This window comes from Amycolatopsis nigrescens CSC17Ta-90 (assembly GCF_000384315.1).
GTDB classification, from domain to species: Bacteria; Actinomycetota; Actinomycetes; order Mycobacteriales; family Pseudonocardiaceae; genus Amycolatopsis; species Amycolatopsis nigrescens.
Genome location: NZ_ARVW01000001.1, coordinates 6,875,079 through 6,897,594, shown reverse-complemented (window position 1 = coordinate 6,897,594; position 22,516 = coordinate 6,875,079). Strand labels below are relative to the sequence as shown.

23 protein-coding genes are annotated in these 22,516 nt (G+C 69.8%); 13 read left to right on the top strand and 10 right to left on the bottom strand.

Going from position 1 to position 22,516, the window contains the following annotated elements:
* Positions 1-10: 10 nt before the first annotated feature.
* Positions 11-340, bottom strand: a complete 330-nt coding sequence (locus AMYNI_RS0132730) for a TcmI family type II polyketide cyclase (protein WP_026361230.1) — start codon at positions 338-340, stop codon at positions 11-13.
* Between the two features lie 608 nt (positions 341-948).
* On the opposite strand from AMYNI_RS0132730, the gene AMYNI_RS45835 reads away from it, so the two are divergent.
* Together AMYNI_RS45835 and AMYNI_RS0132720 are read left to right on the top strand one after the other, a co-directional pair.
* The gene (locus AMYNI_RS45835) at positions 949-1,362 is read left to right on the top strand and encodes a hypothetical protein (RefSeq protein WP_020672326.1); all 414 of its coding nucleotides are present in this window, start codon (positions 949-951) and stop codon (positions 1,360-1,362) included.
* On the top strand, positions 1,359-1,580 hold the full coding sequence (locus tag AMYNI_RS0132720) for a hypothetical protein (protein WP_020672325.1): 222 nt from the start codon (positions 1,359-1,361) through the stop codon (positions 1,578-1,580). The genes AMYNI_RS45835 and AMYNI_RS0132720 overlap by 4 nt, the downstream gene beginning before the upstream one ends.
* Positions 1,581-1,592: 12 nt before the next feature.
* Here AMYNI_RS0132720 and AMYNI_RS0132715 read toward each other — a convergent pair whose 3' ends face one another.
* Positions 1,593-2,330 (bottom strand): siderophore-interacting protein, encoded by a 738-nt coding sequence (locus tag AMYNI_RS0132715; protein WP_020672324.1) that lies wholly within the window; start codon positions 2,328-2,330, stop codon positions 1,593-1,595.
* A complete protein-coding gene (locus tag AMYNI_RS0132710; RefSeq protein ID WP_020672323.1) occupies positions 2,327-3,742 on the bottom strand; it encodes a DHA2 family efflux MFS transporter permease subunit in 1,416 nt (471 codons plus the stop codon). The genes AMYNI_RS0132715 and AMYNI_RS0132710 overlap by 4 nt, the downstream gene beginning before the upstream one ends.
* Positions 3,743-3,825: 83 nt before the next feature.
* On the opposite strand from AMYNI_RS0132710, the gene AMYNI_RS0132705 reads away from it, so the two are divergent.
* Positions 3,826-4,377 carry a TetR/AcrR family transcriptional regulator gene (locus AMYNI_RS0132705; protein WP_020672322.1) on the top strand — a complete coding sequence of 184 codons (552 nt, stop codon included), beginning with the start codon at positions 3,826-3,828 and terminating at the stop codon, positions 4,375-4,377.
* Between the two features lie 21 nt (positions 4,378-4,398).
* Here AMYNI_RS0132705 and AMYNI_RS0132700 read toward each other — a convergent pair whose 3' ends face one another.
* The 3 genes from AMYNI_RS0132700 to AMYNI_RS0132690 are packed head-to-tail and all read right to left on the bottom strand — an operon-like array spanning position 4,399 to position 8,943.
* Positions 4,399-6,114 carry an ABC transporter ATP-binding protein gene (locus tag AMYNI_RS0132700; RefSeq protein ID WP_026361228.1) on the bottom strand — a complete coding sequence of 572 codons (1,716 nt, stop codon included), beginning with the start codon at positions 6,112-6,114 and terminating at the stop codon, positions 4,399-4,401.
* Positions 6,111-7,922 carry an ABC transporter ATP-binding protein gene (locus AMYNI_RS0132695; RefSeq protein ID WP_020672320.1) on the bottom strand — a complete coding sequence of 604 codons (1,812 nt, stop codon included), beginning with the start codon at positions 7,920-7,922 and terminating at the stop codon, positions 6,111-6,113. Before AMYNI_RS0132695 ends, AMYNI_RS0132700 begins: the two co-directional genes overlap by 4 nt.
* Positions 7,909-8,943 (bottom strand): alpha/beta hydrolase, encoded by a 1,035-nt coding sequence (locus AMYNI_RS0132690; protein WP_020672319.1) that lies wholly within the window; start codon positions 8,941-8,943, stop codon positions 7,909-7,911. Before AMYNI_RS0132690 ends, AMYNI_RS0132695 begins: the two co-directional genes overlap by 14 nt.
* A 77-nt stretch (positions 8,944-9,020) precedes the next feature.
* Here AMYNI_RS0132690 and AMYNI_RS0132685 point away from each other — a divergent pair, with 77 nt between their 5' ends.
* Positions 9,021-9,605 (top strand): TetR/AcrR family transcriptional regulator, encoded by a 585-nt coding sequence (locus AMYNI_RS0132685; RefSeq protein ID WP_026361227.1) that lies wholly within the window; start codon positions 9,021-9,023, stop codon positions 9,603-9,605.
* A gap of 119 nt (positions 9,606-9,724) precedes the next feature.
* Positions 9,725-10,675, top strand: coding sequence for a hypothetical protein (locus AMYNI_RS0132680; protein ID WP_157357530.1), 951 nt, complete (start codon positions 9,725-9,727; stop codon positions 10,673-10,675).
* A 4-nt stretch (positions 10,676-10,679) separates the two neighbouring features.
* Here the strand turns inward: AMYNI_RS0132680 and AMYNI_RS47520 are convergent, their stop codons facing one another.
* Together AMYNI_RS47520 and AMYNI_RS0132670 are read right to left on the bottom strand one after the other, a co-directional pair.
* On the bottom strand, positions 10,680-11,171 hold the full coding sequence (locus AMYNI_RS47520; protein ID WP_020672316.1) for a cupin domain-containing protein: 492 nt from the start codon (positions 11,169-11,171) through the stop codon (positions 10,680-10,682).
* Positions 11,172-11,202: 31 nt separating this feature from the next.
* Positions 11,203-12,213, bottom strand: a complete 1,011-nt coding sequence (locus AMYNI_RS0132670) for a TerC family protein (protein WP_020672315.1) — start codon at positions 12,211-12,213, stop codon at positions 11,203-11,205.
* 246 nt (positions 12,214-12,459) lie between these two features.
* Here AMYNI_RS0132670 and AMYNI_RS0132665 point away from each other — a divergent pair, with 246 nt between their 5' ends.
* A complete protein-coding gene (locus AMYNI_RS0132665) occupies positions 12,460-13,392 on the top strand; it encodes a hypothetical protein (RefSeq protein ID WP_020672314.1) in 933 nt (310 codons plus the stop codon).
* Between the two features lie 30 nt (positions 13,393-13,422).
* Here AMYNI_RS0132665 and AMYNI_RS0132660 read toward each other — a convergent pair whose 3' ends face one another.
* On the bottom strand, positions 13,423-14,181 hold the full coding sequence (locus AMYNI_RS0132660; RefSeq protein WP_020672313.1) for a GntR family transcriptional regulator: 759 nt from the start codon (positions 14,179-14,181) through the stop codon (positions 13,423-13,425).
* 127 nt (positions 14,182-14,308) lie between these two features.
* Between AMYNI_RS0132660 and AMYNI_RS0132655 the strand changes: the two genes are divergently transcribed.
* The 5 genes from AMYNI_RS0132655 (at position 14,309) to AMYNI_RS0132635 (ending at position 18,967) form a co-directional block, all read left to right on the top strand.
* Positions 14,309-15,178 carry a Cgl0159 family (beta/alpha)8-fold protein gene (locus AMYNI_RS0132655; protein ID WP_020672312.1) on the top strand — a complete coding sequence of 290 codons (870 nt, stop codon included), beginning with the start codon at positions 14,309-14,311 and terminating at the stop codon, positions 15,176-15,178.
* Positions 15,175-16,026 (top strand): 5-deoxy-glucuronate isomerase, encoded by an 852-nt coding sequence (gene iolB, locus AMYNI_RS0132650; protein WP_020672311.1) that lies wholly within the window; start codon positions 15,175-15,177, stop codon positions 16,024-16,026. The genes AMYNI_RS0132655 and iolB overlap by 4 nt, the downstream gene beginning before the upstream one ends.
* Positions 16,027-16,281: 255 nt before the next feature.
* On the top strand, positions 16,282-17,421 hold the full coding sequence (locus AMYNI_RS0132645; protein WP_020672310.1) for an esterase-like activity of phytase family protein: 1,140 nt from the start codon (positions 16,282-16,284) through the stop codon (positions 17,419-17,421).
* Positions 17,422-17,567: 146 nt separating this feature from the next.
* Positions 17,568-18,191: a GNAT family N-acetyltransferase gene (locus AMYNI_RS45825; RefSeq protein ID WP_020672309.1), complete on the top strand. Its 624-nt coding sequence runs from the start codon at positions 17,568-17,570 to the stop codon at positions 18,189-18,191.
* A gap of 122 nt (positions 18,192-18,313) precedes the next feature.
* Entirely contained in the window at positions 18,314-18,967 is a 654-nt protein-coding gene (locus tag AMYNI_RS0132635; RefSeq protein ID WP_020672308.1) for a cutinase family protein, read from the top strand.
* Positions 18,968-19,029: 62 nt separating this feature from the next.
* On the opposite strand, the gene AMYNI_RS0132630 is transcribed toward AMYNI_RS0132635, so the two are convergent.
* Positions 19,030-19,671: a TetR/AcrR family transcriptional regulator gene (locus AMYNI_RS0132630; RefSeq protein WP_020672307.1), complete on the bottom strand. Its 642-nt coding sequence runs from the start codon at positions 19,669-19,671 to the stop codon at positions 19,030-19,032.
* 105 nt (positions 19,672-19,776) lie between these two features.
* On the opposite strand from AMYNI_RS0132630, the gene AMYNI_RS0132625 reads away from it, so the two are divergent.
* Both AMYNI_RS0132625 and AMYNI_RS0132620 read left to right on the top strand, forming a co-directional pair.
* Positions 19,777-21,015, top strand: a complete 1,239-nt coding sequence (locus AMYNI_RS0132625) for an FAD-dependent oxidoreductase (RefSeq protein WP_020672306.1) — start codon at positions 19,777-19,779, stop codon at positions 21,013-21,015.
* Complete coding sequence (locus tag AMYNI_RS0132620) at positions 21,012-22,478, top strand: FAD-dependent monooxygenase (RefSeq protein ID WP_020672305.1); 1,467 nt, start codon at positions 21,012-21,014, stop codon at positions 22,476-22,478. The genes AMYNI_RS0132625 and AMYNI_RS0132620 overlap by 4 nt, the downstream gene beginning before the upstream one ends.
* Positions 22,479-22,516 lie beyond the last annotated feature (38 nt).

The window sequence follows — 22,516 nt, the reverse complement described above, 5'->3', positions numbered from 1 at the left end:
GCAGCGGCCGTCACAGGGAACTGCTCCAGTGGTAGAACCGCCCGGCCATCGCGTCCGCGGGTGAGCGCCAGGTCTGGGGGTCGTATGCCTCGACATGGGGCTTGAGCTCGGCGCTGACCTGACGGAACAAGGGATGGTCCTTCGCTTTTTCGATCGCCGCACCGCCGTCGGTGGTTTCGAAGTCCTGCAAGTGGAAGTACAGGCCGCGGTACGTGAACAACTGCCGACGCCGGGTGCCCATCCGGTCCGGCATCTCGGTGTTGTCGAACTCTTGGAAGATTCGCGCGACGGCATTGCTGGACGCCGGGTTCATCCGGGCCACTATCAAGGTGCTGTGCATAGTTTCTTCCCTTAGCGAATGGGCGCCCAGGAGCACGAAAGAAGTAGCTTGCCCGAGCGGGTAGCCGAATACCGGGGGCGAACCTGAACGAGCAGCCAAGGGAACCAGAAGAAGGTTCGAGAAGTTGTTGGCATGGCTGCGCCCCGCCGAAAGAGTGACACAGCCCGAATGTCGGTGTCAACCGCAGAACTCCGCACCCCGGAGCCGGCCGCCGGTTCCCGGTCGACCGCTATCGGAGCGCTATCTCCCCTGCGATAGAAAACCAGAAGCGATCAAGTGCAGACTCTCGACCAGATGCCGACAGCAGGGGGCCTGCGCTGCACGGCAGCCGACCGTCGGGATCACCACGAGCACACAGGACACGGTGGCCACCACGTCGACAGATGGGGGCGATGAAACTTATGCAATGCCGTACACCGTTCTGCCACAGAACAACCACGTCCGGTCACACCAAGCCGGATCGCGAAATATGTCAATTATGCCTGGACAGACTTGAAAAAGACCTGGCCGTACTTCCCGAACTGTACCGGCGATGCGAACGCTTACTGGTGCATCAGCGAAAAAACGACACGGTTCGAGTGAGTGGCGGCTCACCCAGGGGTATCAGCTTGAATGACAACCTGGTGTCGGCGCGGTCCGATATCATTTTCATGCTCACGACTTGGGCGGCGCTCGTCGTGGAAGAACGTCCGGTTTCGGTCACCCCCAAGCGGAATGCCGCAGTTCTCGCGCGCTTTCTGCGCACGCATCTCGGCTGGTTGGCCGCGCATCCCGCCGCTGGTGACGCCGCGGGTGAGTTCCGCGCACTGGTGATCGAAACGGAAGGGATCATCCATCCCGGCCCTGCCACCCGCCTGGAGCTTGGCCGGTGCGCCAGGCGGAATTGCCGGCGGAATGTACGGCTGCGTGAGCACGTCGACCGTTCCAGGCCGCCGCAGGTGAGCTGCGACGCCGGTCATGTACTGCCCCCGCACGAGTGGCTGCGGGTCGGGGCGGCAGGCGACGGCGAAGGGGCGGGGTGAACCGGTTGACCAAGCACAGCAGACGGCTGGTGTCGACCGAGCTGGCGGCGATGGCCGCCGGGGTGACCGCCGCGACGGTGCGGAAATGGGCCAGCCGCGGCAAGCTCACCCGTTACGGCTGCCCCGGCCGGGCCGAGTACGACCTGAACGAGATCTTGGCCATGCTCCCCGCTTGCACCCCGGCCCACCGCCACCGCTCCGCGGGAAACTCCGAATAGATCTCACCCCGGTCAGTGCAGGCCGCGCTTGCCCGGTGTCCAAAAAGGCTTGATCTTGACCGCGGTGCGCGGCCAGCCGCGGTCGCGGACGAGGTGGTCGCGGATCCGCTGGCAGGTGCGAGCTTCGCCGGCGAGGTAGGCGGCACCCGCCTCGCCGGGCAGGTCGAGCTTCTCGACAGCGGCGAGCAGCTTCGGTGAAGGCACCGAAACAGGGCCGTGGCGGTGCACGCGCGACAGTTCGTGCCCGCCGGGCATTGCGAGGTCGGCTTCGGGCGAGTCGCTTTCCAGTGCGCCGAACACCCTTTCGCCTGGACCGAGTGCCTCGATCATCGGGGCGAACGCCGGCACCGCGGTCTCGTCGCCGGCGAAGAGGTGGTACGGCGCCGACCCGGTCACGAAGTCGCCCTGCGGGCCCCAGAACGTGACCGGGTCACCGGGCGCCACCGTGCGGGCCCAGTTCAGCCCGATGCCGTCGCCGTCGTAGAGGTGCGCACGCAGCTCCATCGCCCGTTCCCGCGGCGTGTACGCCCAAATCGAATAGCTGCGCAGTGTCTCGGCCGGACGCAGGATGCCGTGCAGCGAAAGGGGATCGCTGAGCTGGATCCGCAGGTGCTGGCCGGCGGTGTAGGGCAGGGTGACCGGCGCGTCGGCGACGATCCGGATCCGCCGCATCGTCGCCGACACCAGCTCGGCGTCGGTGACCGTCCCTCGGGCGTAGTACTTGGCGAACGCCTTCTCCAACGCCTTCACCGAACACTCCCCCGCGGCAGCAGGAACGCGACGACGGCGCCCAAGGCGACCACGACCGCGCCGGTCGCCAGCGCGGGCACCAGCCCGGCGACGAACGACGCCTGGTCGCGGTAACCGCCGTTCGCGGCGAACACCGAGCCGAGCACCGCGACGCCCACCGCCACGCCGAGTTCCCGCACCGTGCTGCTCGCCCCGGACGCGATGCCCTGCTCGTTGCGCGGCACACCGCTCAACGCCAGGTTCGCCAAGGGCGCGAAGGTCAGCCCCATCCCGACACCCGCGAGCACGAACGGCACCACCAGTGCCGGATATGCACTGTCCACTGTGGCCACCAGGGCGATCCAGCCGATCCCGGTGGCGATCAGCGCCTGCCCGGTGATGAGCAGGACGCGACCACCGACCCGGCCGGCGAGCAGCCCGGCCAGCGGAGCGACGACCATCGGTGCCATCGTCCACGGCAGCGTGCGCACCCCGGACTCCACCGGGCTGAGCCCCTGCACCAGCTGGAAGAACTGGGCGAGCAGGAAAACCGAACCGAACACCCCCAACGACAACGCGAACGCCACGATGAGCACCACGGTGAAGGTGCGCGAGCGGAACAGCCGCGGCGGCAGCATCGGCGCGGCCGCCCGCCGCTCCCACCACACGAACGCGGCGAGCAGCACGCCCGCGCCGAGCAACGCGGCCGGCACCGGCCCGGAGGACCACCCGTGCTCCGAGCCGTGCAGCACGCCCCACACCGCCGACAGCACGCCGCCGGAGGACAGCACCAGGCCCAGCGGGTCGAGGCGCACCGCACCGCCGCGGGACTCCCGCAGCACCGACGCGGCCAGCGGCAGCGCGACGATCCCCACCGGCACGTTCAGCCAAAAGATCCAGGTCCAGTCGAGGCCGTCGGTGACCGCGCCGCCGACGACGGGCCCGACCGCGATACCGAGCCCGCTGATCCCGCTCCACGCGCCGATCGCGCCGGCCCGCAGCCGCTCTGGCACCGCGGTGGCGAGCAGGGTGAGCGAAAGCGGCATCACCGCGGCGCCCGCCGAGCCCTGCACAGCGCGCGCCGCGGTGAGCATCCACGGCTCGGTGGCCAGCGCGCAGGCCGCCGACGCGACGGTGAACAGCGCGATACCGGCCAGGAACATCCGCCGCCTGCCGAGCCTGTCCCCGAGCGCCGAGGCGGTGAGCAGCAGCGCCGCGAACGACAGCGTGTAGGCGTTGACGAACCACTGCAGGTCGGTCAGCGACGCACCGAGGTTCGTCTTGATCACCGGCAACGCGGTGGTAACGACCAGATTGTCCAGCGTGACCATGAACATCGGGACGCCGACGGCGGCCAGCACCGCGGCCAGCGGGCGGTGTTCCCGTTGCCGGCCGGCGCGCGGCGCGCTCGGCGCGGCGTACAGGACTGTCATTGTCTTCCCCCAGTTTATTATCAGGTGATAACTAACGCTAGTTATCACCTGATAACATGTCAACCAGACGAGCTGGAGGCTTGATGAGCAGAATCCGACTGACCGCGGCCGAGCGCAGTGCGCAGATGGTGGCCGCGGCCGTCACCGCGTTCTCGGCCGGCGGCTACGCGGGCACCACCACCGACGACGTCGCCAAGCTGGCCAACGTCTCGCAGCCCTACGTCATCAGGCTGTTCGGCACGAAGCAGCGGCTGTTCATCGCCGGGTTCGAGCAGGCGGCCGACCGGATCGAGGAGGCGTTCCGCGACGCCGGCACCGACCTGCCCCAGCTGGCCTCCGCCTACGACCGGCTGCTGGCCGAACGGGAACTGCTGGCGATGCTGCTGCACGGTTTCGCGGCGAGCTCGGAACCCGAGATCGGCGAAGTCGTGCGCGAGCGGTTCGGCCGCATCTACCGGCTGGTCAAGGATTCGACCGGCGCATCGGCCGACGAGACGCGGACCTTCCTTGCCACCGGGATGCTGCTCACCGTCCTCGCCTCGATCCGGGTCGACGGCCCGGACGCGGTGCCGCCGACGCCGTGGATGAGCGAGATCCTCGGCTCGATCCGGGCGGCGACCGCCCAGCCCGAGTGAGCCGGGCCGGGCGGTCCCGGCTCACTCGGTCGCCACCGGCGCCAGGGAAAGGTGCCAGAAATCGGCGTAGCGGCCACCTTGCCGGAGCAGCTCGTGGTGGCCACCCTGCTCCACGATCCGGCCGCCGTCCAGGAAAACGACGCGGTCGGCACGCTGCACGGTGCGCATCCGGTGCGCCACCAGCACCACGGTCCGCCCCGCCATCAGGCGCTCGATTCCTTCGTGCACGGCCGCCTCGTTCACCGGGTCCAGCGCCGAGGTCACCTCGTCCAGCAGCACGATGGGCGCGTCCTTCAGCAGCGCTCGCGCGATCGAGACGCGCTGGCGCTCACCACCCGAGAGCAGTGCGCCGCCCTCGCCGACCTCCGTCGCCCAGCCGCCGGGCAGCCGCTCGATCACCTCGTCCAGCCGCGCCGCGGTCGCCGCGGCCCGCACCTCGGCTTCGCTGGCATCCGGACGGCCGAGGCGCACGTTCTCCTCGATCGTGCCGTCGAAGAGATAGACCTCCTGGAAGACGATCGCGAACTGCGCCATCAACACCTCGCTGCTGATCGCGCGCACGTCCACCCCACCCACGCGCACCGCGCCCGCGGCCACGTCGTGGAACCGCGCGAGCAACCGCAGCAAGGTGCTCTTGCCCGCACCCGACGGCCCGACCACGGCGAGCCGCTGTCCCGCCGGCACCGACAACGACACGCCGTCGATCACCGCGCGGTCACCGTGCCGGAAGGTGGCGGACTCGAACTCCAGGTCGTGGCGCACCGGCCGGATCGGTTCACCGGCTTCCGGCAGCGGCTCGGTGCGCAGCACCGCATCGAGCCTCGTCAGCTCGGCACGCGCGCCGCGCAGCTTGCCACCGAGGTCCGACAGCGACAGCAGCGGTTCGGCGCAGCGGGCGGCGAGCACCAGAATGGCCATCACCTCCGCCGCGCCGATGTGTCCACCGAGCGCGAGATAGGCGCCCAGTGCCAGCAGCACGGTGAACATCGCCTGCACCACGAGCGTCAAGCCCACCACGCCGGGCAGTGCCGACAGCGTGCTGCGGCGGGACGCGCGCTGGACCTCCCGCAGCGAGTCGTCGAGCAGCCCGAAGCGTTCGACGGTCCGGCCGCCGGCTCGCAGCACCGGCTGGGCCTGTAGGTATTCGATCACCCGCCCGGTGGCCTCGTGGTCGCGTGCGGCGCGCTCGGCATCGGCGGCGGTCATCGAGCGCCCGGCCCACACCTGGATTGCCGCCACGATCGGGACGGCGGCCAGCGCGGCCAGCCCCATCCGCCAGTCGAAGGCGAGCAGCACGGCCACGATCGTCAACGGGGTCACGGCCGCGGAGACGAACGGCGCCAGCAGATGCGCGATCACGCTCATCGCCTGCAGAACGCCTCGACTGGCCAGCACGGACACCTCCCCGACGCGGCCGGCCGTGTACCAGCCGATGGGCAGCCGGGCGAGGTGATCGCCGATGCGGTGGTACATACCGTGCAGCAACGTGGTTCCGGCGCGGAAACCGGAGAGGTCGCTGCGGTAGCGCAGCACCGCGTATACCACCACCGCGGCCCCGAAGGCGGCCAGCCATGGCCAGGCTGCTCCGGGCGTGCTGCCGAACAGCGCCCGCAGCACCGGAACCAGCAGCGCGCAGGACAAGCCCTCGGCGATCGCGGTCGTCGTCATCAGTGCCACGGTGCGCCGCACCGGCCTGGCGTACTCGTTTCCCAGTACCCGCAGCAACATTCGGATCATCGGGGTTCGTCTCCTCGCGCGGCAGCAGCCGATCGGTGGGCCTGCCAGAACGCGGCGAACTTCCCGTTCCGCGCCAGCAGTTCGGCGGGCCTGCCGCGCTCGGCGATGGACCCGTTCTCCAGCATTACGACGGTGTCCGCGTCGGCGACCGTCTCCAGGCGATGGGCGATCACCAGAATCGTCCGGTCACCGTGCAGCGTCGCCAGTGCCCGGCGCACCGCCTGTTCGGTCTGCGGGTCGGCGAAGGCGGTCGCCTCGTCGAGCACCAGAACCGGCGCGTCGGCGAGCAGTGCGCGGGCGATCGAGATCCGCTGTGCCTCACCACCCGAGAGCCCGGCGTCCGCACCGATCACCGACTCGTAGCCGCGCGGCAGCTCCAGGATCCGGTCGTGGATGTTCGCCAGCCTGGCGGCCCGGACCACGTCCTCGTGCTCGGCCTCCGGTACCGCCAGCGCGATGTTGTCCGCGACCGACGCGCGCAGCAGGCGCACGTCCTGGAAGACGAAGGAGACTTTCCGGTAGAGCTCCCGGCTGCCGAGCTCGCGCAGATCGACGCCGCCGAGCAGGACCGACCCGTGAGTCGGGTCGAAGAACCGCGGCAACAACTGGACCAAAGTGGACTTTCCGCTGCCCGAAGGCCCGACGATCGCGGTGACCGTGCCCGGCTCGAGCACCAGGTCGATCCCGCGCAGCACCTCGTGGCCGGCTTCGTAGCCGAACCGGACGTCACGCAGTTCCACCCGGTGCCCCCGCGCCGCGACCGGGTGCGCGGGCTCCGGCAGCGACCGGACTTCGAGCACGTCCCGGATCCGACCGACCGCGCGCCTGGCGGCCTGCAGATCGTCGAAACCGTGGCCGAGTGCGGCCACCGGAGCGGTCAGGCCAAGCCCGAGCAGCAGGAAGGGCAACAGGTCCGCCGGGGCCATCGCACCGCCCGTGATCAGGCCCGCCCCGCCGATCAGCACGGCCAGCAGCACGAACGGGGGCGACAGCGCGAGCTGCATCCCCGCGGCGACCCCGGACATCCCGCGCACCCACCGGTAGAAGACGCCGACGAACTCGTCCACGGCGGTGCGGAACCTGCGGTGCGCGCCATGTCCGAAGTCGCCGAACGCCTTGACCACCGAGATGCCCTGCACGAACTCGACCACGGAACTCGAAATCCGCCCCATGGCCGCGTCGAACTCCTCCTGCTCGCGCAACCGGGCCGGGGTCATCATCAGCGGGACCAGCGCCACCGCCAGCACCACCGGGATCAGCGTGATCAGCGTGAGCCGCCAGTCGATGGTGCACAGGTAGACCAGCGACACCAAGGGCACCACGAACGCGGAGACGAGCTCGCCGGGGGCGTGCGCGATGAACGGGTGCACCGCGCTCACGTCCTCCCCCACCACCTTCGCCAGCTCGCCGGTCCGGCGCCGGGAGAACCAGCCGAGCGGCACGCGCCCCAGCCGCGCGGCCAGCGCCCGCCGGAACGTCAGCTGCACCCGGCCGTCGACGAGATGCCCGATTCCGGAGGACGCGGCCGTGCACAGCAACCGGGCGAGCAAGCCGGCCGCACCCGCGATCACGACGAGCCGGACGTGACCGTGATCGACCTGGCCTGGCGACAACAGGGTCCGTCCCAGTTCGACGACCGCCAGCAGCGGCGCCAAACCCGCTACGGCGCCGACCACCTGCAGGACAACGACGGCGGCGAAACTCCGGAGATGCGGCCGCAGCAGCCTGGCCAGGCCGGGTTCCGGCACGGGTTCGGCCTCCGGCGGCGCGGACGGCACTCTTGCCTCGGCGAGGTCAGTGGCGGTCATCGCGCTCCCCCATCGTCGATCCCGTCGTGACCGTGCCGGCGGTTCCGGCGAGGCGGTCGCGGAGGAACCCGGTGATCTGCGCCCGCGCGGCCCTGGCCTGCGGCACCACCCCCGGCATGCTGAGGAACCCGTGCGGCGCACCGGGATGTTCGACGAGCCGCGCCGGCGTCCCGGACTCGCGCAGCCGTTCGGCGTAGCGGCGGCCGTGGTCGGCCACCGGGTCGAGCGCCGGCACCACCACGAGCGCCGGGGCCAGCCCGCTCAGGTCCTCGGCACGCAGCGGCGACACGGCGCGGGCGTCCGTGCCCGGCGGAACGGCCAGTCGCCGGTAGAACCGGAGCTGCGGCACGGTCAGGGTCGGGCTGTGCGCGTGCCGGGTCATCGAGTCGTGGTCGAACGCCGTCCCGGTCAGATCGGCGGCGGGGTTGACCAGCACCTGTGCGCGCAGGAGCATGCCGGACTCCCTGGCCCGGATCGCGGCCAGCGCGGCGATCAGCCCGCCGTTGCTCTCGCCGAAGACCGCGGTCCGAGCCGGGTCGACGCCCCATTCGGCGTGCCGCAGTAAGTGTCGCAGCACGTCCCAGCCGTCGTCGACGGCCGCCGTCAGCGGAGTCCCCGGAGCGAGGAGGCGGTGCTCGACCGAGACGACGACCGCGGGCAGCCGCGCGGCGAGGTGGCTGTTCACCCAGTCGCTCTGCACCGCCGTGCCGACGAACCCGCCGCCGTGCACGTGCAGCACCAGCGGCAAAGCGCTGCGCCCTGGCCGTGACCTCCGGGTCCGGTACACCCGGACCCGGAGGTCGCGGCCGGGCAGCGGCACTTCCCGCCATCGGATCGTGGCGCCGCGGTCTGGAAACCCGCTGATCACCCGGATCAGCGGGGACGCTCGCTTGCGGTTCTCCGCGTCGCTGAAGGCGGCCAGCTCCCCGGCCGTCATCGACGACCAGTCCGGCTCCTTCCGCAGGGCACTCAGCAGCCGGATTCCCAAAGGCGGCCGTGCCACGCCGTTGACGTCGTTCATGCGTCCTCCTCACCCCCGGTCATTTCGCTACCAGCGGTAGCGATACCGATAGTAGCGAAAATGACTAGGGTGGCGCCATGACCCCAGCAGCCACCCCTGCCAGGCCGCCCGGCCGACCGCGAGCCGGTATCGACGACTTGGTCTTCGCCGCGACGCTGAGCACGGTCCACGAACTGGGCTACGCGGGTGCGACGATGGATCGCATCGCGGCGGCGGCGGGCGTCGCGAAGACGACCATCTACCGTCGCTGGCCGTCGAAGGGGGCACTGATCGTGGACTGCCTCCTGGACGCGTTCGGCCCGCTGCCGCTGGAAGGCACCGACCGGGCCGGGATCCTGTCCTCGACCATCCACTGGGGCGCGACGAAGATCGCCGAGCCGGGCGCCGGCGCGGCGTTCGCGGGCGTGTTCGTGGACGCCGTCAACGATCCGGCCCTGCGCGAACTACTGGCCACTCGATTCCAGGCCCCCTACCTGCGCGCGCTTCAGGACGCGCTGGGCGAGCCGGAAGATCGCGTCCTGCTGGTCATCGACGTCGTGGTCGGCACTCTGCTCCACCGGATGGGCATGACCGGCGCGCCGATGGTCGACGCCGATGTCACCGCGCTGACCGAGATGGTCCTGCGCTACTTCGCCGACGACGGTGCCGGTCGGACTCGATGACGGCGGCGGACAGGGTCAGTGTCGTCTTTAGTCCTTTGTGGATAGAAAGCGGTCGGCCGAATGACCGGAACCGGCCTTCCCGGCATTGAGCAAGCCGCGCGAACAGTAGGGTGTCCGCCATGGCAGCGAGAACGGGGATCCTGGTGCTGGCTGTGGTGCTCGGCGCCGCCGGTTGCTCCGCATCCGAAGGGGACGCACCGGCTACCGAGCCACCATCCGCGTCGGCACCGGCACCGGCACCGCCGCCGGCGAGCCCGAAGCTGGAACTGGTCTCCTGGGCGGATCGCCTGTGCGCGGCGACCCGGTTGTTCGACGAGAAACCGGATCGACCGAAGGCGAGCGGCAATCCCGCCGAACTCCCCGGTCTGCCCGGTCACGGCGAAATGATCGAGCAACTGGAATGGGCCTCCTACCTCAACGAGATCCCGGACTTCACCCAGGCGTCGATCGAACTGCTCGACGGCCTCGGACCCGAACCCGTCGCGGGCGGCGCCGACCTGGCGGGCGGCTACCGGAGCGCGCTGCAGCGGCTGCTGCCCGAGGTCGCCAAGTACCGCGCGGACACCGGAAGCGCCTCGGCGGACGCGGTCGGAAAAGTCGCCGAACTGGTCGCCGCGCTGAAGACCGACGGTCCCACCGTGTCCGACCTCCGCACCAGGGATCCCCTTTTCGCGCAGGCACACGGTGCGGCCGCGAACTGCGGTCCCCAGGGCATGTTCCCCCGGCCAGGCCAGGGTGTGCCGACGCGAACTTCGCCGGTGCCGCCGCCTCAGCAGACTTCGGAGGCGCCACCGCTGCCGCCCGCGGCGGACGGCGACAACGTCGGCGCTTGCTTCGACGGAACGTGCGAAGTCAAGATCCTGGGCCAAACCCCCATTCCGCTGGACGACCGGTTCCGGCTGCCCGGAATGCTCCTGGCCACCCCCGAAGCCCCCTCGGTGCAGTTCACCGGCGCCGGCCAGCCGGTCACGGGTGCGCCCGGAGTCCCGGTGACGCTGCTCGGCACGATCACCATCCGGGTGGTGGCCGTGCGCGGCCAGGCGGCCGTGCTGAACTTCGCCCCGGCCTGAGCGCTCAGCCCGAGCTGACCGGCGTCTCCGGCAGTGGCCCGAGCGCGGCGATGTGGTACTGGCGGCCCAGCTCGCCGAGCGCCTCCTGGCTCAGCTCGCCGCGCTCCAGTTTCGTGTGCACGTCCTGGAAGAAGCCCTCCATGCCGCCGGGCATGATCAGGGTGAGCTTCCGCCCGCCGGCCCCGCCGGCCCGCAGCCCGTGCGGAAGTCCACCCGGGACGAACACAAAGGCGCCCACACCGGCGGAAAGCCACTGACCGTCCACGTAGTAGTCGTAGTCACCGTCCAGGATGTACCAGGCTTCGGCGGCGTCGTGCCGGTGCAGGATGGTGGCGAACCCCGGCCGGTCCACGCCCTCGACCATGCCGAACATCCCGCCGGTCTGCGCCGCGGTCGCCTTGAGCAGCATCTGCGAACCCTCCGGTGCCGCGCCGGGCGTGCCGGCCCCGGCGGGCAGCACGTACGGCACCGGCTGAGCGGAAACGTCCGAGTCCATCCGTGAAGGTTACTGCGTCTTCGGGTGCCACTCAGTCGGAGGCGCCGCCGTCGTCTTCGTGGCGGTGCGCCCGCAGCGAGCCGGGATGCGCCTTGGCGGACGGATCGCGACTGGTCTTGACCAGGCTGGCCACGGTCACCACCAGTAGAACGCCGATGATCACGCCGAGGCTGACCGGGGTGCCGATCTCCGGTACCCGCGGGTCGATGTCCACATGCGCCCAGTGCAGCATCAGCTTGACCCCGATGAACGCCAGGATCAGCGCCAGCCCGGCGGACAGGTACACCAGCCGGTCGAGCAGCCCCTTCACCAGGAAGAACAGTGCCCGCAGGCCGAGCAGCGCGAAAGCGTTGGCGGTGAACACGATGTAGGACTCCTCGGTGACCCCGAAGACCGCGGGAATCGAGTCCAGCGCGAACAGCAGGTCGACCCCGCCGATGGCCACCAGCACCACGAACAGCGGCGTGACCATCCGGCGCCCGTCCACCCTGGCGACCAGCCTGCCCCCGACGTACTTGTCGGTGGTCGGCAGCAACCGCCGCGCCGCCTTGACCACGACGTTGTTCTCCACATCGGGATCCTCGTCCCGGTGCCGGAACAACTGCACCGCGGTGAACACCAGGATCAGCCCGAAGACCAGGAACATGAAGGAGAACAGCGACAGCAACGTGGCGCCCACCGCGATGAACGCCGCACGCATGATCAGCGCCAGCACGATCCCGAAGGTCAGCACCTTGTGCTGGTGCTCCTCGGGCACGGCGAAGGTGGTCATGATGATCACGAAGACGAACAGGTTGTCGACCGACAGGCTCTTCTCCACGATGTAGCCCGCGAAGTACTCGGTACCGAACTCTCCGCCGTACTGCCACGCGAACCAGACCCCGAACGCGACGGCGACCGCCACGTAGAACACCGACCACGCGGTCGCCTCGGCGAACCCGACCCGGTGCGGGCGCACCGAGGCCAGCACCAGGTCCAGTACCAGCAGGACGACGATGAGACCGACGGTCACCACCCAGGTGACCACACTGATGTCGAGCATGCTCACTCCGGGAGTAAGGGCCGAGGACGTCGGCTACCACCATACGGACGCATCCCGGTACCGCCACCCGGCCCAGCCGTGCGACACGCGTCAAGGTCGCACTGGCACGGGGGATCACCGGACGTTATGCCGAACTGGGATTGGCAGCCGGGCAGCGGCGCTACCTACGATCCCGTTGACGACGAACAGAGCGGGCGTCCGCCGGTCCCCTGCCCTCCGCACGTCCGCTCGGAAATCGAGGTCCCGGTGAGCCGCACCCGTGCCCTGTCCCTGGCGACCGTGCTTTTCGCACTCGCGCCGATGGTGGGAACCGCCGCCGCTTCAACCCCGGTCACGAACCCCGCCGCACCCTACTGCTACGACGAACCGTCGCAGCCGACCGCGGACGTGAGCGACCTCAAAGCGAGGTTCAGCTCCGCGAACTGGATGCAGACCCTCCAGGCCATGTACCAGCGGCGCTGGCCCAGCGGCCAGGCACTGGCCGTCGCACAGGCCAAAGACCCGTACTGGGACCAGTTCGTGCAGAAGAACAGCTTCGAGGCGTTCGCCGAGTCGATGATGGTGGCCATCCACGAGGAAACCCACATGTGGGACCTCGACCCGTCGCGGACGAGGTGGAACGTGCACACCGCGGCCTGGATCAACGCGTCCCGGCAGGACACCACGGTGCCGCTGCACGACGGCTTCCCCCGCAAGGAGATCCTGCCGCTGATCAAGGACCGGCTCAGCGATTCGATGGACGGCATCTACCTGCGCGACCGGACCCAGGGCGAGTACCACCTCCAGGGCGTGACGGCGGAGCTGAACGCCGGACTGACCGGGCTGCCCGCGGTGACGGTGGTGCACGAGTACATCAAGGGCGTCGGGGCCAGCAACTCCCGCGACATCGCCGCCACCAACCTGCGTTACCTGCTGCTCTACCTGCGGGTGGCCAAGGACCGGCACGCCGACTACTGGGCGAAGATCAAGAACGAGCCGAAGCTGCGCGAGCTGGTGCTGACCCAGTTCCTGCGCACGGCCTACTGGCTGGAGAAGTCGGCGCCCTACACCGGAAAACTGGGCAGCCCGGACGCGGACAAGATCACCGCGACCAACTACGCCCCGGAGAACATCGCCATCCTGGAAGAGTTCACCGGCCGGAAGGTGCGCACCGACGCCCAGAAGCACTGCACCACCTGACCCCGCGGCGAGGTCCACAAAGGATGGTCGTCACGGGCTGTTGGTCAGCGACAGGTCGAACGAGTAGCGCGAAGCCCGGTAGACGTGCCAGCCGTGCTCGACGACCTGCCCGGAGTCGTCGTAGGTGGTCCGCCGCATGGTGAGCAGCGCGGCACCCGGCTCCTCCCCCAGCAGCTCGGCGTCCTCCGCGGTGGCCAGCCGCGCGCCGACGTTCTGCTGGGCGGCGTGCAGCCGCACGCCCGCGGACCGCAGCAACTGGTAGAGGCCCTGCTCGCGCAGCTCGTCGTCGGCCGGGTCGATGAGGCCGTCCGGCAGGTAGTTGTTCATCACGGCCAGCGGTTCGCCGTCGGCCGAGCGCACCCGCTTCAGCCGGCGTACCCGCGCCAGGTCCGGGGTCTCGAGCCGCTCGGCGGCGTCGGTGCCGGCGGGCTCCACCCGGTTCACCAGCACGACCGACTCCGGTTCGCCGCCGAGGTCGGTGAGGTCGTCGAACAGGCTGCTCAGGCGAAGCGGGCGGGTCACCTTGGTCCGCACGATCTGGGTGCCGACCCCGCGTTTGCGCACCAGCAGCCCCTGGTTGACCAGCAACTGGATCGCCTGGCGCAAGGTCGGCCGCGACAGGTGCAGCCGGGCCGCCAGTGCCACCTCGTTGTCCAGCCGCCCGCCGGCGGGCAGCCTGCCGTCCTCGATCGCGGCGCGCAGCTGCCTGGCGACCTGGAAGTACAGCGGCTCCGGGCTGGCCGGGTCCACCACGATCTCGCGGGCGGGGTCCCAGGAACGTGGGTTCACCGCGCAGAGCCTACGGGAAAGGTAAGGCGATCCATATGACGTAATGTCCGTATGTCTTGACAAAGGTAGACCCAGTTGCAAGTGTCGTCGAGTATCCGCTGCTGTCGCGAGCTGGGAGAAACACGGAGTGTCCGACACCGTACGGCGGATCGTCACCAAGCGGGTGCGCGATCCGGAGGCGATCGCGAAGGCCGCCGCCGGCCGGACACCGGCGAAGTCGCCGTTCAACGACAAGGGCCGGGCGATGATCATCGCCGCGGACCATCCGGCGCGCGGCGCGAACGGCGTCGGCCGGGACCCGCTCGCGATGGCCGACCGCGGCGAGCTGCTGGACCGGCTCTGCCTCGCGCTGGAACGTCCCGGTGTCAGCGGCGTGCTGGCGACCGCGGACATCATCGACGACCTGCTGCTGCTCGGCGTGCTCGACGGCAAGACCGTGCTCGGCTCGATGAACCGCACCGGCCTTGCCGGCTCGTCCTTCGAGATCGACGACCGGTTCGCCGGCTACGACGCCGGGGCGATCGAACGGATGCGGTTCAACGGCGGCAAGATGCTCACCCGGATCTGCCTGACCGACCCGGCCACGCCGAGCACGCTGGAGAACACCGCGAAGGCGATCAACGACCTGGCCCGGCGGAAGTTGATCGCGATGGTCGAGCCGTTCCTGTCGGACTGGGTGGACGGCCGGATCCGCAACGACCTCAGTCCGGAGGCGGTGATCCGCTCGATCACCATCGCGTCGGGCCTCGGCCGGACGTCGGCCTACACCTGGCTCAAGCTGCCGGTAGTTGACGACATGGAACGGGTGCTGGCGTCCTCGACGCTGCCGGTGCTGCTGCTGGGCGGCGAGGTCGAAGATCCGGACGCGGTGTTCGCCGCCTGGCAGCGAGCGCTGACCCTGCCGACCGTGCAGGGCCTGGTGGTCGGCCGGTCCCTGCTCTACCCGCACGACGGCGACGTGGCCAAGGCGGTCGACACGGCAGTGGGGTTGCTATGAACCTGTATCGCGAGGCGGGCAGCACCGCCGACGGGCCGTTCAGCCTGGTGGTCACGCCCGAATCGGCGCAGTGGGGCCACACCGGGCTGCGGGTGCTCGAACTGGAGGGCACCGAGACCGTCACCACCGGCGACTCGGAAGCGCTGGTGCTGCCGCTGTCCGGTAGCTGCGAGGTCCGCGTCGACGGGGAGGCTTTCCGCCTCGCCGGTCGTAGCGGAGTGTTCGCTTCGACCACGGATTTCGCTTACCTGCCAAGGGATGCGGAGGCGACGATCACCGGGACCGGCCGGTTCGCGCTGCCCGCGGCGAAGACCGCGAAACGGCTGCCCGCGCGCTACGGCCCCGCCGCCGCTGTGCCGGTGGAGCTGCGCGGCGCGGGGAACTGCAGTCGTCAGGTCAACAACTACTGCCTGCCGCACACCTTCGACGCCGATCAGCTGCTGGTGTGCGAGGTGTTGACGCCGGGCGGGAACTGGTCGTCGTACCCGCCGCACAAGCACGACCAGGCCCGTGACGGCGAAAGCGAGCTGGAGGAGATCTACTACTTCGAGGTCGCCGACGGTCCAGCCGGTCCGGGCATGGGCTACCAGCGCGTCTACGGCACCGATGACCGCCCGATCGACGTGTTCGCCGAGGTCCGCACCGGCGACGTCGTGCTGATCCCGCACGGCTGGCACGGACCATCCATGGCCGCACCCGGCTACGACCTCTACTACCTCAACGTCATGGCCGGCCCCGGCCAGGAACGCGCCTGGCTGATCTGCGACGACCCCGCACACGCCTGGATCCGCCAAACCTGGGAATCCCAGGACGTCGACCCCCGCCTGCCCTTCGGCAACACCCGATGAGAATCACGATCCGCCCGATACCAAAATAAGCCGGGACGCCGCGGAACAAATTCATTCATTGAATAATATTACGATATGCCTCGTTTTCTGTAACGCAAAGTGGCATCGCTTACTCGATGGGGTTGCCCGCCGGGACTCGTTCGGCCCCTTGCCGCGAATTCACGCCGCTGCCTACACTTCTCAACAAGCACTTCCCCCTGCTCCTCCGCGAAAAATACGCTCGCCCCGGAAAAACCAAACCGACGGAGGATGGCAATGAGAGCATGGCTGAAGCGGGGCGCGACACTCGCCGCGGTGGTATTGGCGGTACTCGGCGTCGTTCAGGTGCCGGCTCAGGCCGCGCCGCCGCGCGGGGTGGAGATCACCCGATTCCTCGGCGTGCAGACGCTGCCGCACCAGCTGACCTTCGACGGGACGGTGGTGGGTGGCCTGTCCGGGGTGGACCGGGATCCGGCGACCGGAACCTGGTACCTGGTTTCCGACGACCGGTGGCGCTACAACCCGGCCCGGTTCTACACCGGCGCGCTCGACTTCGACCCGCTGACCGGCGCATTCACCGGGGTGAAGCTGACCGGCGTGACCACCTTCCGCCGCGCCGACGGCACCCCGTACCCGGGTTTCGGCCTGCCCGAGACCGTCGATCCGGAGACGATCCGCTTCGATCCGCTGACCCGCCGGGTCCTGTGGGGGCAGGAAGGCGACCGGTCCGACGAGACGCACCCCGGCCTCCCGCTGTCCGACCAGTCGCTGCGCTGGGCCGGCCGCGACGGCGGCTACCTCGGCGAAATCCCGCTGCCGGACAACCTCCACCTCACCGAGACGGCCAGCGGCCCGCGCCGCAACTACGGCTTCGAGGCGCTGGCGGTCACCCGGCGCACCATCGCCGCCGTGGTCGAAGCGCCCCGCTACGAGGACGGCGCGCTGCCGACCACCGAAACCGGTGCCCCGGCGCGGATCACCGTGTGGAATCGGGCCGAACGGGCACGCGCGCAGTACGTGTACCCGATCGACCCGGCGCCCGCCGCCCCGATCCCGCCCGGCGGCATCATCGACAGCGGCGTCTCCGAACTCCTCGCCATCGACTCGCACCGCTACCTCGCACTGGAGCGCTCCTGGATCGAGGGCGTCAACTACAAGGTCAAGCTGTACGAGATCGACCTGAGCGGGGCGAGCAACGTGCTGTCGCGCGACTCCCTCGGCGATGGCGGGTACCGCCCGGTCACCAAGCGGCTCGTGCTCGACCTCAGCCAGAGGGCGACGGTGCAGAACTACGAAAGCCTGTCCTGGGGCCCGCGGCTGCGCACCGGTGAATGCACCGTGGTGATCGGTTCCGACGACAACTTCCACCCGGCGGAGACGACCGAATTCCTCGCCTACGCCGTCCGCGGCTGCTGAGCGCGGACGGCGCCCGGCTCGTGCCCCTTGATCGCGTAGCCGGCCATGAGCGGGCTGTGACCTGCGCAAACAAGGGTCCCCCAGGCGGAGGAGGACCGACGCGGGTCACATAGACGGAGGCTCGTCCCCGACACATAATCGAACGCGTGATCGAATCGGTGCGGCGCTCCGGAGCGCAGGGCGAGTTCGGCCACGCCGTGCCGGTACGCCCGGCCCGCGACCGTGCCGCCCTGTTCCCGGCGTGGTGCCTGCGCGGACACGAGCTGAAGATCGCCGGCGCCGGACGCGGCTGGTCGCACTTCTACAACCTGCCCAGGGTCACCTGCCAGGTCTGCTACGACCAGCGCGACCCCGCGGCGAGCTGGTGCCTGATCGAACCCGCCGACCAGTACCCACCGGACAAGGCACCCCAGGAAGGACTGAAACTGCACGCGGTCGCCCCGCTCGTCCGCGGCGGAATCGGCCGCATCGAACTGCACCTCGACGGCCACGCCGTCGGCGACCTCGACCTCGCCGCCTGCGGCCCCTGCCGCCGCGCGGTCATCGAACAGCTCCGGGTCGACCACGACCACCGCCGCCTCGGCTACGGCCGGATACTGATCGCGGCGGCACTCTCCCGCGCACCCGCCGACAAATACGACTGGTCCACCACGAAGATCACCGACACGGTGGAAACCCGCGCGTTCTGGGCGGCCTCCGGATTCCCCGGCACCCTCGGCCAACCCCAGTACTGCACCGACATGCTCCGCGCCGCACAAAAACTCCCCTGACCCCCGGCCCGCATTCGGTGTCATCGAGATTTCATCGGCTGCCGCTAGCGTCGCCGGTGATCCTGGCCGACCGCTGTGCTCCAGTACCGAAGCATCCGCGTAGGCCAACTGGGGAGGTTTGCATGAGAAAGAGAAAGACTTCGGCGCTGTTCGCCGGCCTTCTGATGACCGCGGGGCTTTTCGCGATGGAAGGGCCCGTGGCGCAGGCGGCGGCTCCGTGCGAAGGCACTTACACGATCGTGGTCGGCGGGACGGGCAGTTCCTGGAACAACGACGGCTTCGTCGGCAACATCCAGCAGCACGTCGGCTACCCGACCACCATCCCCAACGGCGCGAGCGCCAGGGCGGGCGTCAACGAGCTGAACCGGCTGATCCGCGACCAGCGCAACGCCTGCCCCGGCCAGCACGCCAAGGTGGCAGGGTACTCCCTCGGCGCCGCGGTGGTGCACACCTGGGTCACCGAGAACTGGCAGACCTTCGACAACGTCAACGCCGTGCTCATCGCGGATCCCAAGCGCAAGGCGCCCCCAGGTGCCGACGGCGGGAGCGTGCCGTTCGGCGGCATCATCGGCGCTCCGCTCGCCGGCGCCGACAGGTTCTTCGGCAACGTGCCGGTCAAGTCGATCTGCAACTGGGACTACGTCTGCGACGAGTCCGCCGGCATCGGGACGTACCCGCACAACCACATGAACAACTACCCCGAAGACTGGAACGTCGACCACCACAACGACAACGCCCACGAGCAGTGGTTCAACGGCGTCTGGTCCCCCTGGTAGGAAGACGCCAGCGCCAGCTGACAAAGGTGCCCCCGGCCACGCGCCGGGGGCACCTTTGTCAGTCAGCCAGCGGCCGCCCCGCCCGGCGACGGGCCGGTGAGCAGGCGCTGAACGATCGCGCCCAGCCAGGCGACCAGGGTGTCGTGGTCGGCGGAGGCCAGCGGTTCCTGCCGGACCGAGTATCTGGCCACCGCCAGCCCGAGCAGCTGGGCGCACACCAGGTCACAGCGCAGCTCCGCGTCCGGCGCGTCCAGCGCCGCGGCCAGCTGCGCGGTGACCTCCAGGTCGATGTACTCCCGCAGCATGGCGGACGAGCTGTCGGTGCCGTTCGCGGACTGCGCCGTGATCAGCAGGGGTTCGATGTGTTCCGCCGCGTCCCACACTTCGAGGAACCGCCGGACGAGCCGGGCGCCTAGCCCGTCCAGGCCTTCGGCGAGCAGTTTGCCGATCGGCTCGCGCGGGCTGTCGGCCAGGCTCATGGCCGCGGCGAAGAGCTGGTCCTTGCGGCCGAAGAAGTAGTGGATCATCGAAGGGTCCACCTCGGCGTCCGCGGCGATGGACCGGACGGTCGCGCGCTGGTAGCCGTTCGCGGCGAAGCTCGCCCTGGCGGCGGCCAGGATTCGGCGCTTGCTCTCCTGCCCGGTCCGCCATCGACCCTGCCGGTTCGGTGCCGCTGCCGGCTCGGGTTCTTCCACGATGCTCATCGCGCCTCAGCTTAGCCGCACCGATTTTATCTTCAACACCTGTTGAAGTATTGCGCCGCACCCTGCTAGCTTTTCTTCGTCACGTGTTGAAGAAAGGGAGTGGGCATGCTGGAGCCCGAAAACCGATCCACCACCGCCTGCGTCGTCGGAGGCGGGCCCGCCGGCGCCATGCTGGCGCTGCTGCTGGCCCGCGCCGGGGTCGAGGTGACCCTGCTGGAGCGGCACGGCGATTTTCTGCGCGACTTCCGCGGCGACACCGTCCACCCGGCGACACTCGACGTACTGGACCAGCTCGGGCTCGCCGGGAAGCTGCACACCCGGCCGCATCACAAGATCGGCTCGATGGGCCTGATCCGGGCCGGCAGGCGCAGCGAGCTGGCCGACTTCCGGCGGCTGAAGGTCAAGTTCCCCTACATCACGATGATCGGGCAGTGGGACTTCCTCGACTTCATCACCGGCGAGGCGGCGCGATACCCGAACTTCCGGCTGCTGATGAACTCCTCGTTCCACGACGTCCTGCGCACGGACGGCCGGGTCTGCGGTATCCGCTACCGCGATGACGACGGCGAGCACGAGCTACCGGCCGGCCTGGTGATCGGCGCGGACGGGCGGCGGTCGGCCACGCGCGCCGCGGCCGGTCTTCGCCCGCGGGCCAAAGGCGTCCCCATCGACGTCGTGCTGTTCCGCCTCTCCCTGCGTGACAGCGATCCGCGGGAGGGGATCACCCTGCGGATCGACGGTGGCGACATCCTCGGGCTGATCGATCGCGGCTCCTACTGGCAGTCGTTCGTGGAGATCCCGAAAGGCGACGGGATCAGGGCGTTGCGCGCGGCGGGGGTGGAAGCGTTCCGGGACAAGGTCGTCCGGCTGGCCCCGTTCCTCGCCGACCGGGTCGGCGAGATCGAGTCCATCGACGCGCTCAGCTTCCTCGATGTGCGGGTGGACCGGCTGCGCCGCTGGCACGTGCCGGGCATGCTGATCATCGGCGATGCCGCGCACTGCATGTCGCCGGTCGGCGGAGTCGGGGTGAACCTCGCCGTGCAGGACGCGGTGGCCGCGGCCAACACCCTGGTCGAGCCGCTGCTGGGGTACCAGCGCGAGGGAACCCCGGTGAGCCGGTCGGCACTCGCGGCGGTCCAGCGGCGCAGGGCACTGCCGACGACCGTGATCCAACTGCTGCAACGCGCCGCGCTGCGAGTGGACCTCAACGGTGCGACAGCGGAAACACGGAGCGGTGCCGGCGCCGGCGCCGGGCCGGCCGGCAGGCTGATGGGCCGGATGATCGGCTACGGCATCCGGCCGGAGCGGGTGCGCGACGATCGAATCCTGAACGGCACGCCGTGAAACCGCCGCCGGACATGCCGGTGCTCATCGTGGGCGCCACCGTCGCGGGACTGTCCGCAGCCGCCTTCCTCCAACGGCACGGCGTAGCCGCACTGGTGGTCGACCCGCGACCCCGCCAGCCGGATGCACCGCGCAACCACCGGCTCACCACCCGCACGATGGAAGCCTTGCACAGCGCCGGATTCGCCGAGCCGGTGCTCGGCATCGCACAGGACGAAGCGGCATCCCGCGCCATGGCCGTGGTGGAAACCCTGGCCGGTCCGGCGCTTTCCCTGCTGGCGCCGCCGTGGCCGACGGTGCAGGAGTCGGTCAGTCCGATCCGGCCGTGCTACTGCAACGACGGCGAGCTGACCGAGGTGCTGGCTTCGGTCGCCGGCAATCTCGGCGCCGGGATCCGGATGGACACGAGCGTCGTCCGCTACGCCAAGGACGCCGAGGGGATCACCACGGTGGTACGCGAACCCGCGGGTACCGAACACACCGTGCGAAGCGATTTCCTGTTGCTCGCGGCGGGAGCACCGGACGAGACCGGTATGGGCGCGCACGGACCCGGCACGCTCGGCCGGCACACGAGTATCGCGTTCCGCGCCGACCTCGACGCGGTATCGCCGTCCGCGGGCGGCTACCTGGTCCGCGCGGTGGACGGCATGGTGCTGCCGGAACCAGGGCGGCACCGCTGGGCACTCGTGCTTTCCGGCGAGCCTGCCGAACCGACCGACGAGCTGGTACGCACCGCGATCGGCAGATCCGACGTGCGGATCACCATCGACGGCCGCAGTTCGTCCGAGATCACCGCGCGCACCGCCGACCGGTTCCACGACGGCCGGGTGGTCCTGCTCGGCGACGCCGCCTGCGTCGCTCCCCCGATGCCGGGCATGAACGGCAACACGCATCTCCAGGAGGCGCACAACGTCTCCTGGAAGATCGCGGCGATCCTGCGGGGCGAGGCCGGTCTCGGCCTGCTGGACAGCTACGACGCCGAGCGAAGGCCGCGTGCCGAATGGTCCATCACCGACGCGATGTCGCTGCTGCCAGCAGCCGAAGGGGCCGCCAGGGGTGAGTTCCCCGAGCGGTTGACCTACGAGCTGGGATTCCGGTACCACTCGACGGCCGTGCTCGCCGAATCCGAAACCTCCGGCGTGCTGTTCGAGGATCCGCGAAACCCCACCGGCAGTCCGGGCACGCGTGCCGCGCACGTGCTGCTTCGCACCGGTGAGTCCACATTGGACCTTTTCGGCGCCGGGTTCGTGCTGCTGGCTGGGCCGGAGGCAATGCCGGGCGCCGATGGACAACAGCTCGAAATCCGGGAACTACCCGGCGATTCCCTGCACCGGTACGGCATCTCGGCCGAGGGGCTGGTGCTGGTCCGGCCGGACGGGGTCATCGCGTGGCGGGCGGTCCGGGCCAGCCGGGATGACTGGCGGCGCCTGCCGGACGTGCTGGCCCGGCTGCACAGCATCTGAACGACATCTGAACGACAGATCGGCTCGGCAACAGCATT

Excerpts from the sequence above, each read along its gene's own strand:
- AMYNI_RS0132690 (WP_020672319.1), bottom strand. The coding sequence starts at position 8,943 with ATGAACGACGTCAACGGCGTGGCACGGCCGCCTTTGGGAATCCGGCTG.
- iolB (WP_020672311.1), top strand. The coding sequence starts at position 15,175 with ATGAACCTGTATCGCGAGGCGGGCAGCACCGCCGACGGGCCGTTCAGC.
- AMYNI_RS47520 (WP_020672316.1), bottom strand. The coding sequence starts at position 11,171 with ATGGACTCGGACGTTTCCGCTCAGCCGGTGCCGTACGTGCTGCCCGCC.
- AMYNI_RS0132670 (WP_020672315.1), bottom strand. The coding sequence starts at position 12,213 with ATGCTCGACATCAGTGTGGTCACCTGGGTGGTGACCGTCGGTCTCATC.
- AMYNI_RS0132705 (WP_020672322.1), top strand. The coding sequence starts at position 3,826 with ATGAGCAGAATCCGACTGACCGCGGCCGAGCGCAGTGCGCAGATGGTG.
- AMYNI_RS0132700 (WP_026361228.1), bottom strand. The coding sequence starts at position 6,114 with ATGATCCGAATGTTGCTGCGGGTACTGGGAAACGAGTACGCCAGGCCG.
- AMYNI_RS0132685 (WP_026361227.1), top strand. The coding sequence starts at position 9,021 with ATGACCCCAGCAGCCACCCCTGCCAGGCCGCCCGGCCGACCGCGAGCC.
- AMYNI_RS0132680 (WP_157357530.1), top strand. The coding sequence starts at position 9,725 with ATGGCAGCGAGAACGGGGATCCTGGTGCTGGCTGTGGTGCTCGGCGCC.
- AMYNI_RS0132695 (WP_020672320.1), bottom strand. The coding sequence starts at position 7,922 with ATGACCGCCACTGACCTCGCCGAGGCAAGAGTGCCGTCCGCGCCGCCG.
- AMYNI_RS0132630 (WP_020672307.1), bottom strand. The coding sequence starts at position 19,671 with ATGAGCATCGTGGAAGAACCCGAGCCGGCAGCGGCACCGAACCGGCAG.
- AMYNI_RS0132730 (WP_026361230.1), bottom strand. The coding sequence starts at position 340 with ATGCACAGCACCTTGATAGTGGCCCGGATGAACCCGGCGTCCAGCAAT.
- AMYNI_RS0132645 (WP_020672310.1), top strand. The coding sequence starts at position 16,282 with ATGAGAGCATGGCTGAAGCGGGGCGCGACACTCGCCGCGGTGGTATTG.
- AMYNI_RS0132625 (WP_020672306.1), top strand. The coding sequence starts at position 19,777 with ATGCTGGAGCCCGAAAACCGATCCACCACCGCCTGCGTCGTCGGAGGC.
- AMYNI_RS0132635 (WP_020672308.1), top strand. The coding sequence starts at position 18,314 with ATGAGAAAGAGAAAGACTTCGGCGCTGTTCGCCGGCCTTCTGATGACC.
- AMYNI_RS0132710 (WP_020672323.1), bottom strand. The coding sequence starts at position 3,742 with ATGACAGTCCTGTACGCCGCGCCGAGCGCGCCGCGCGCCGGCCGGCAA.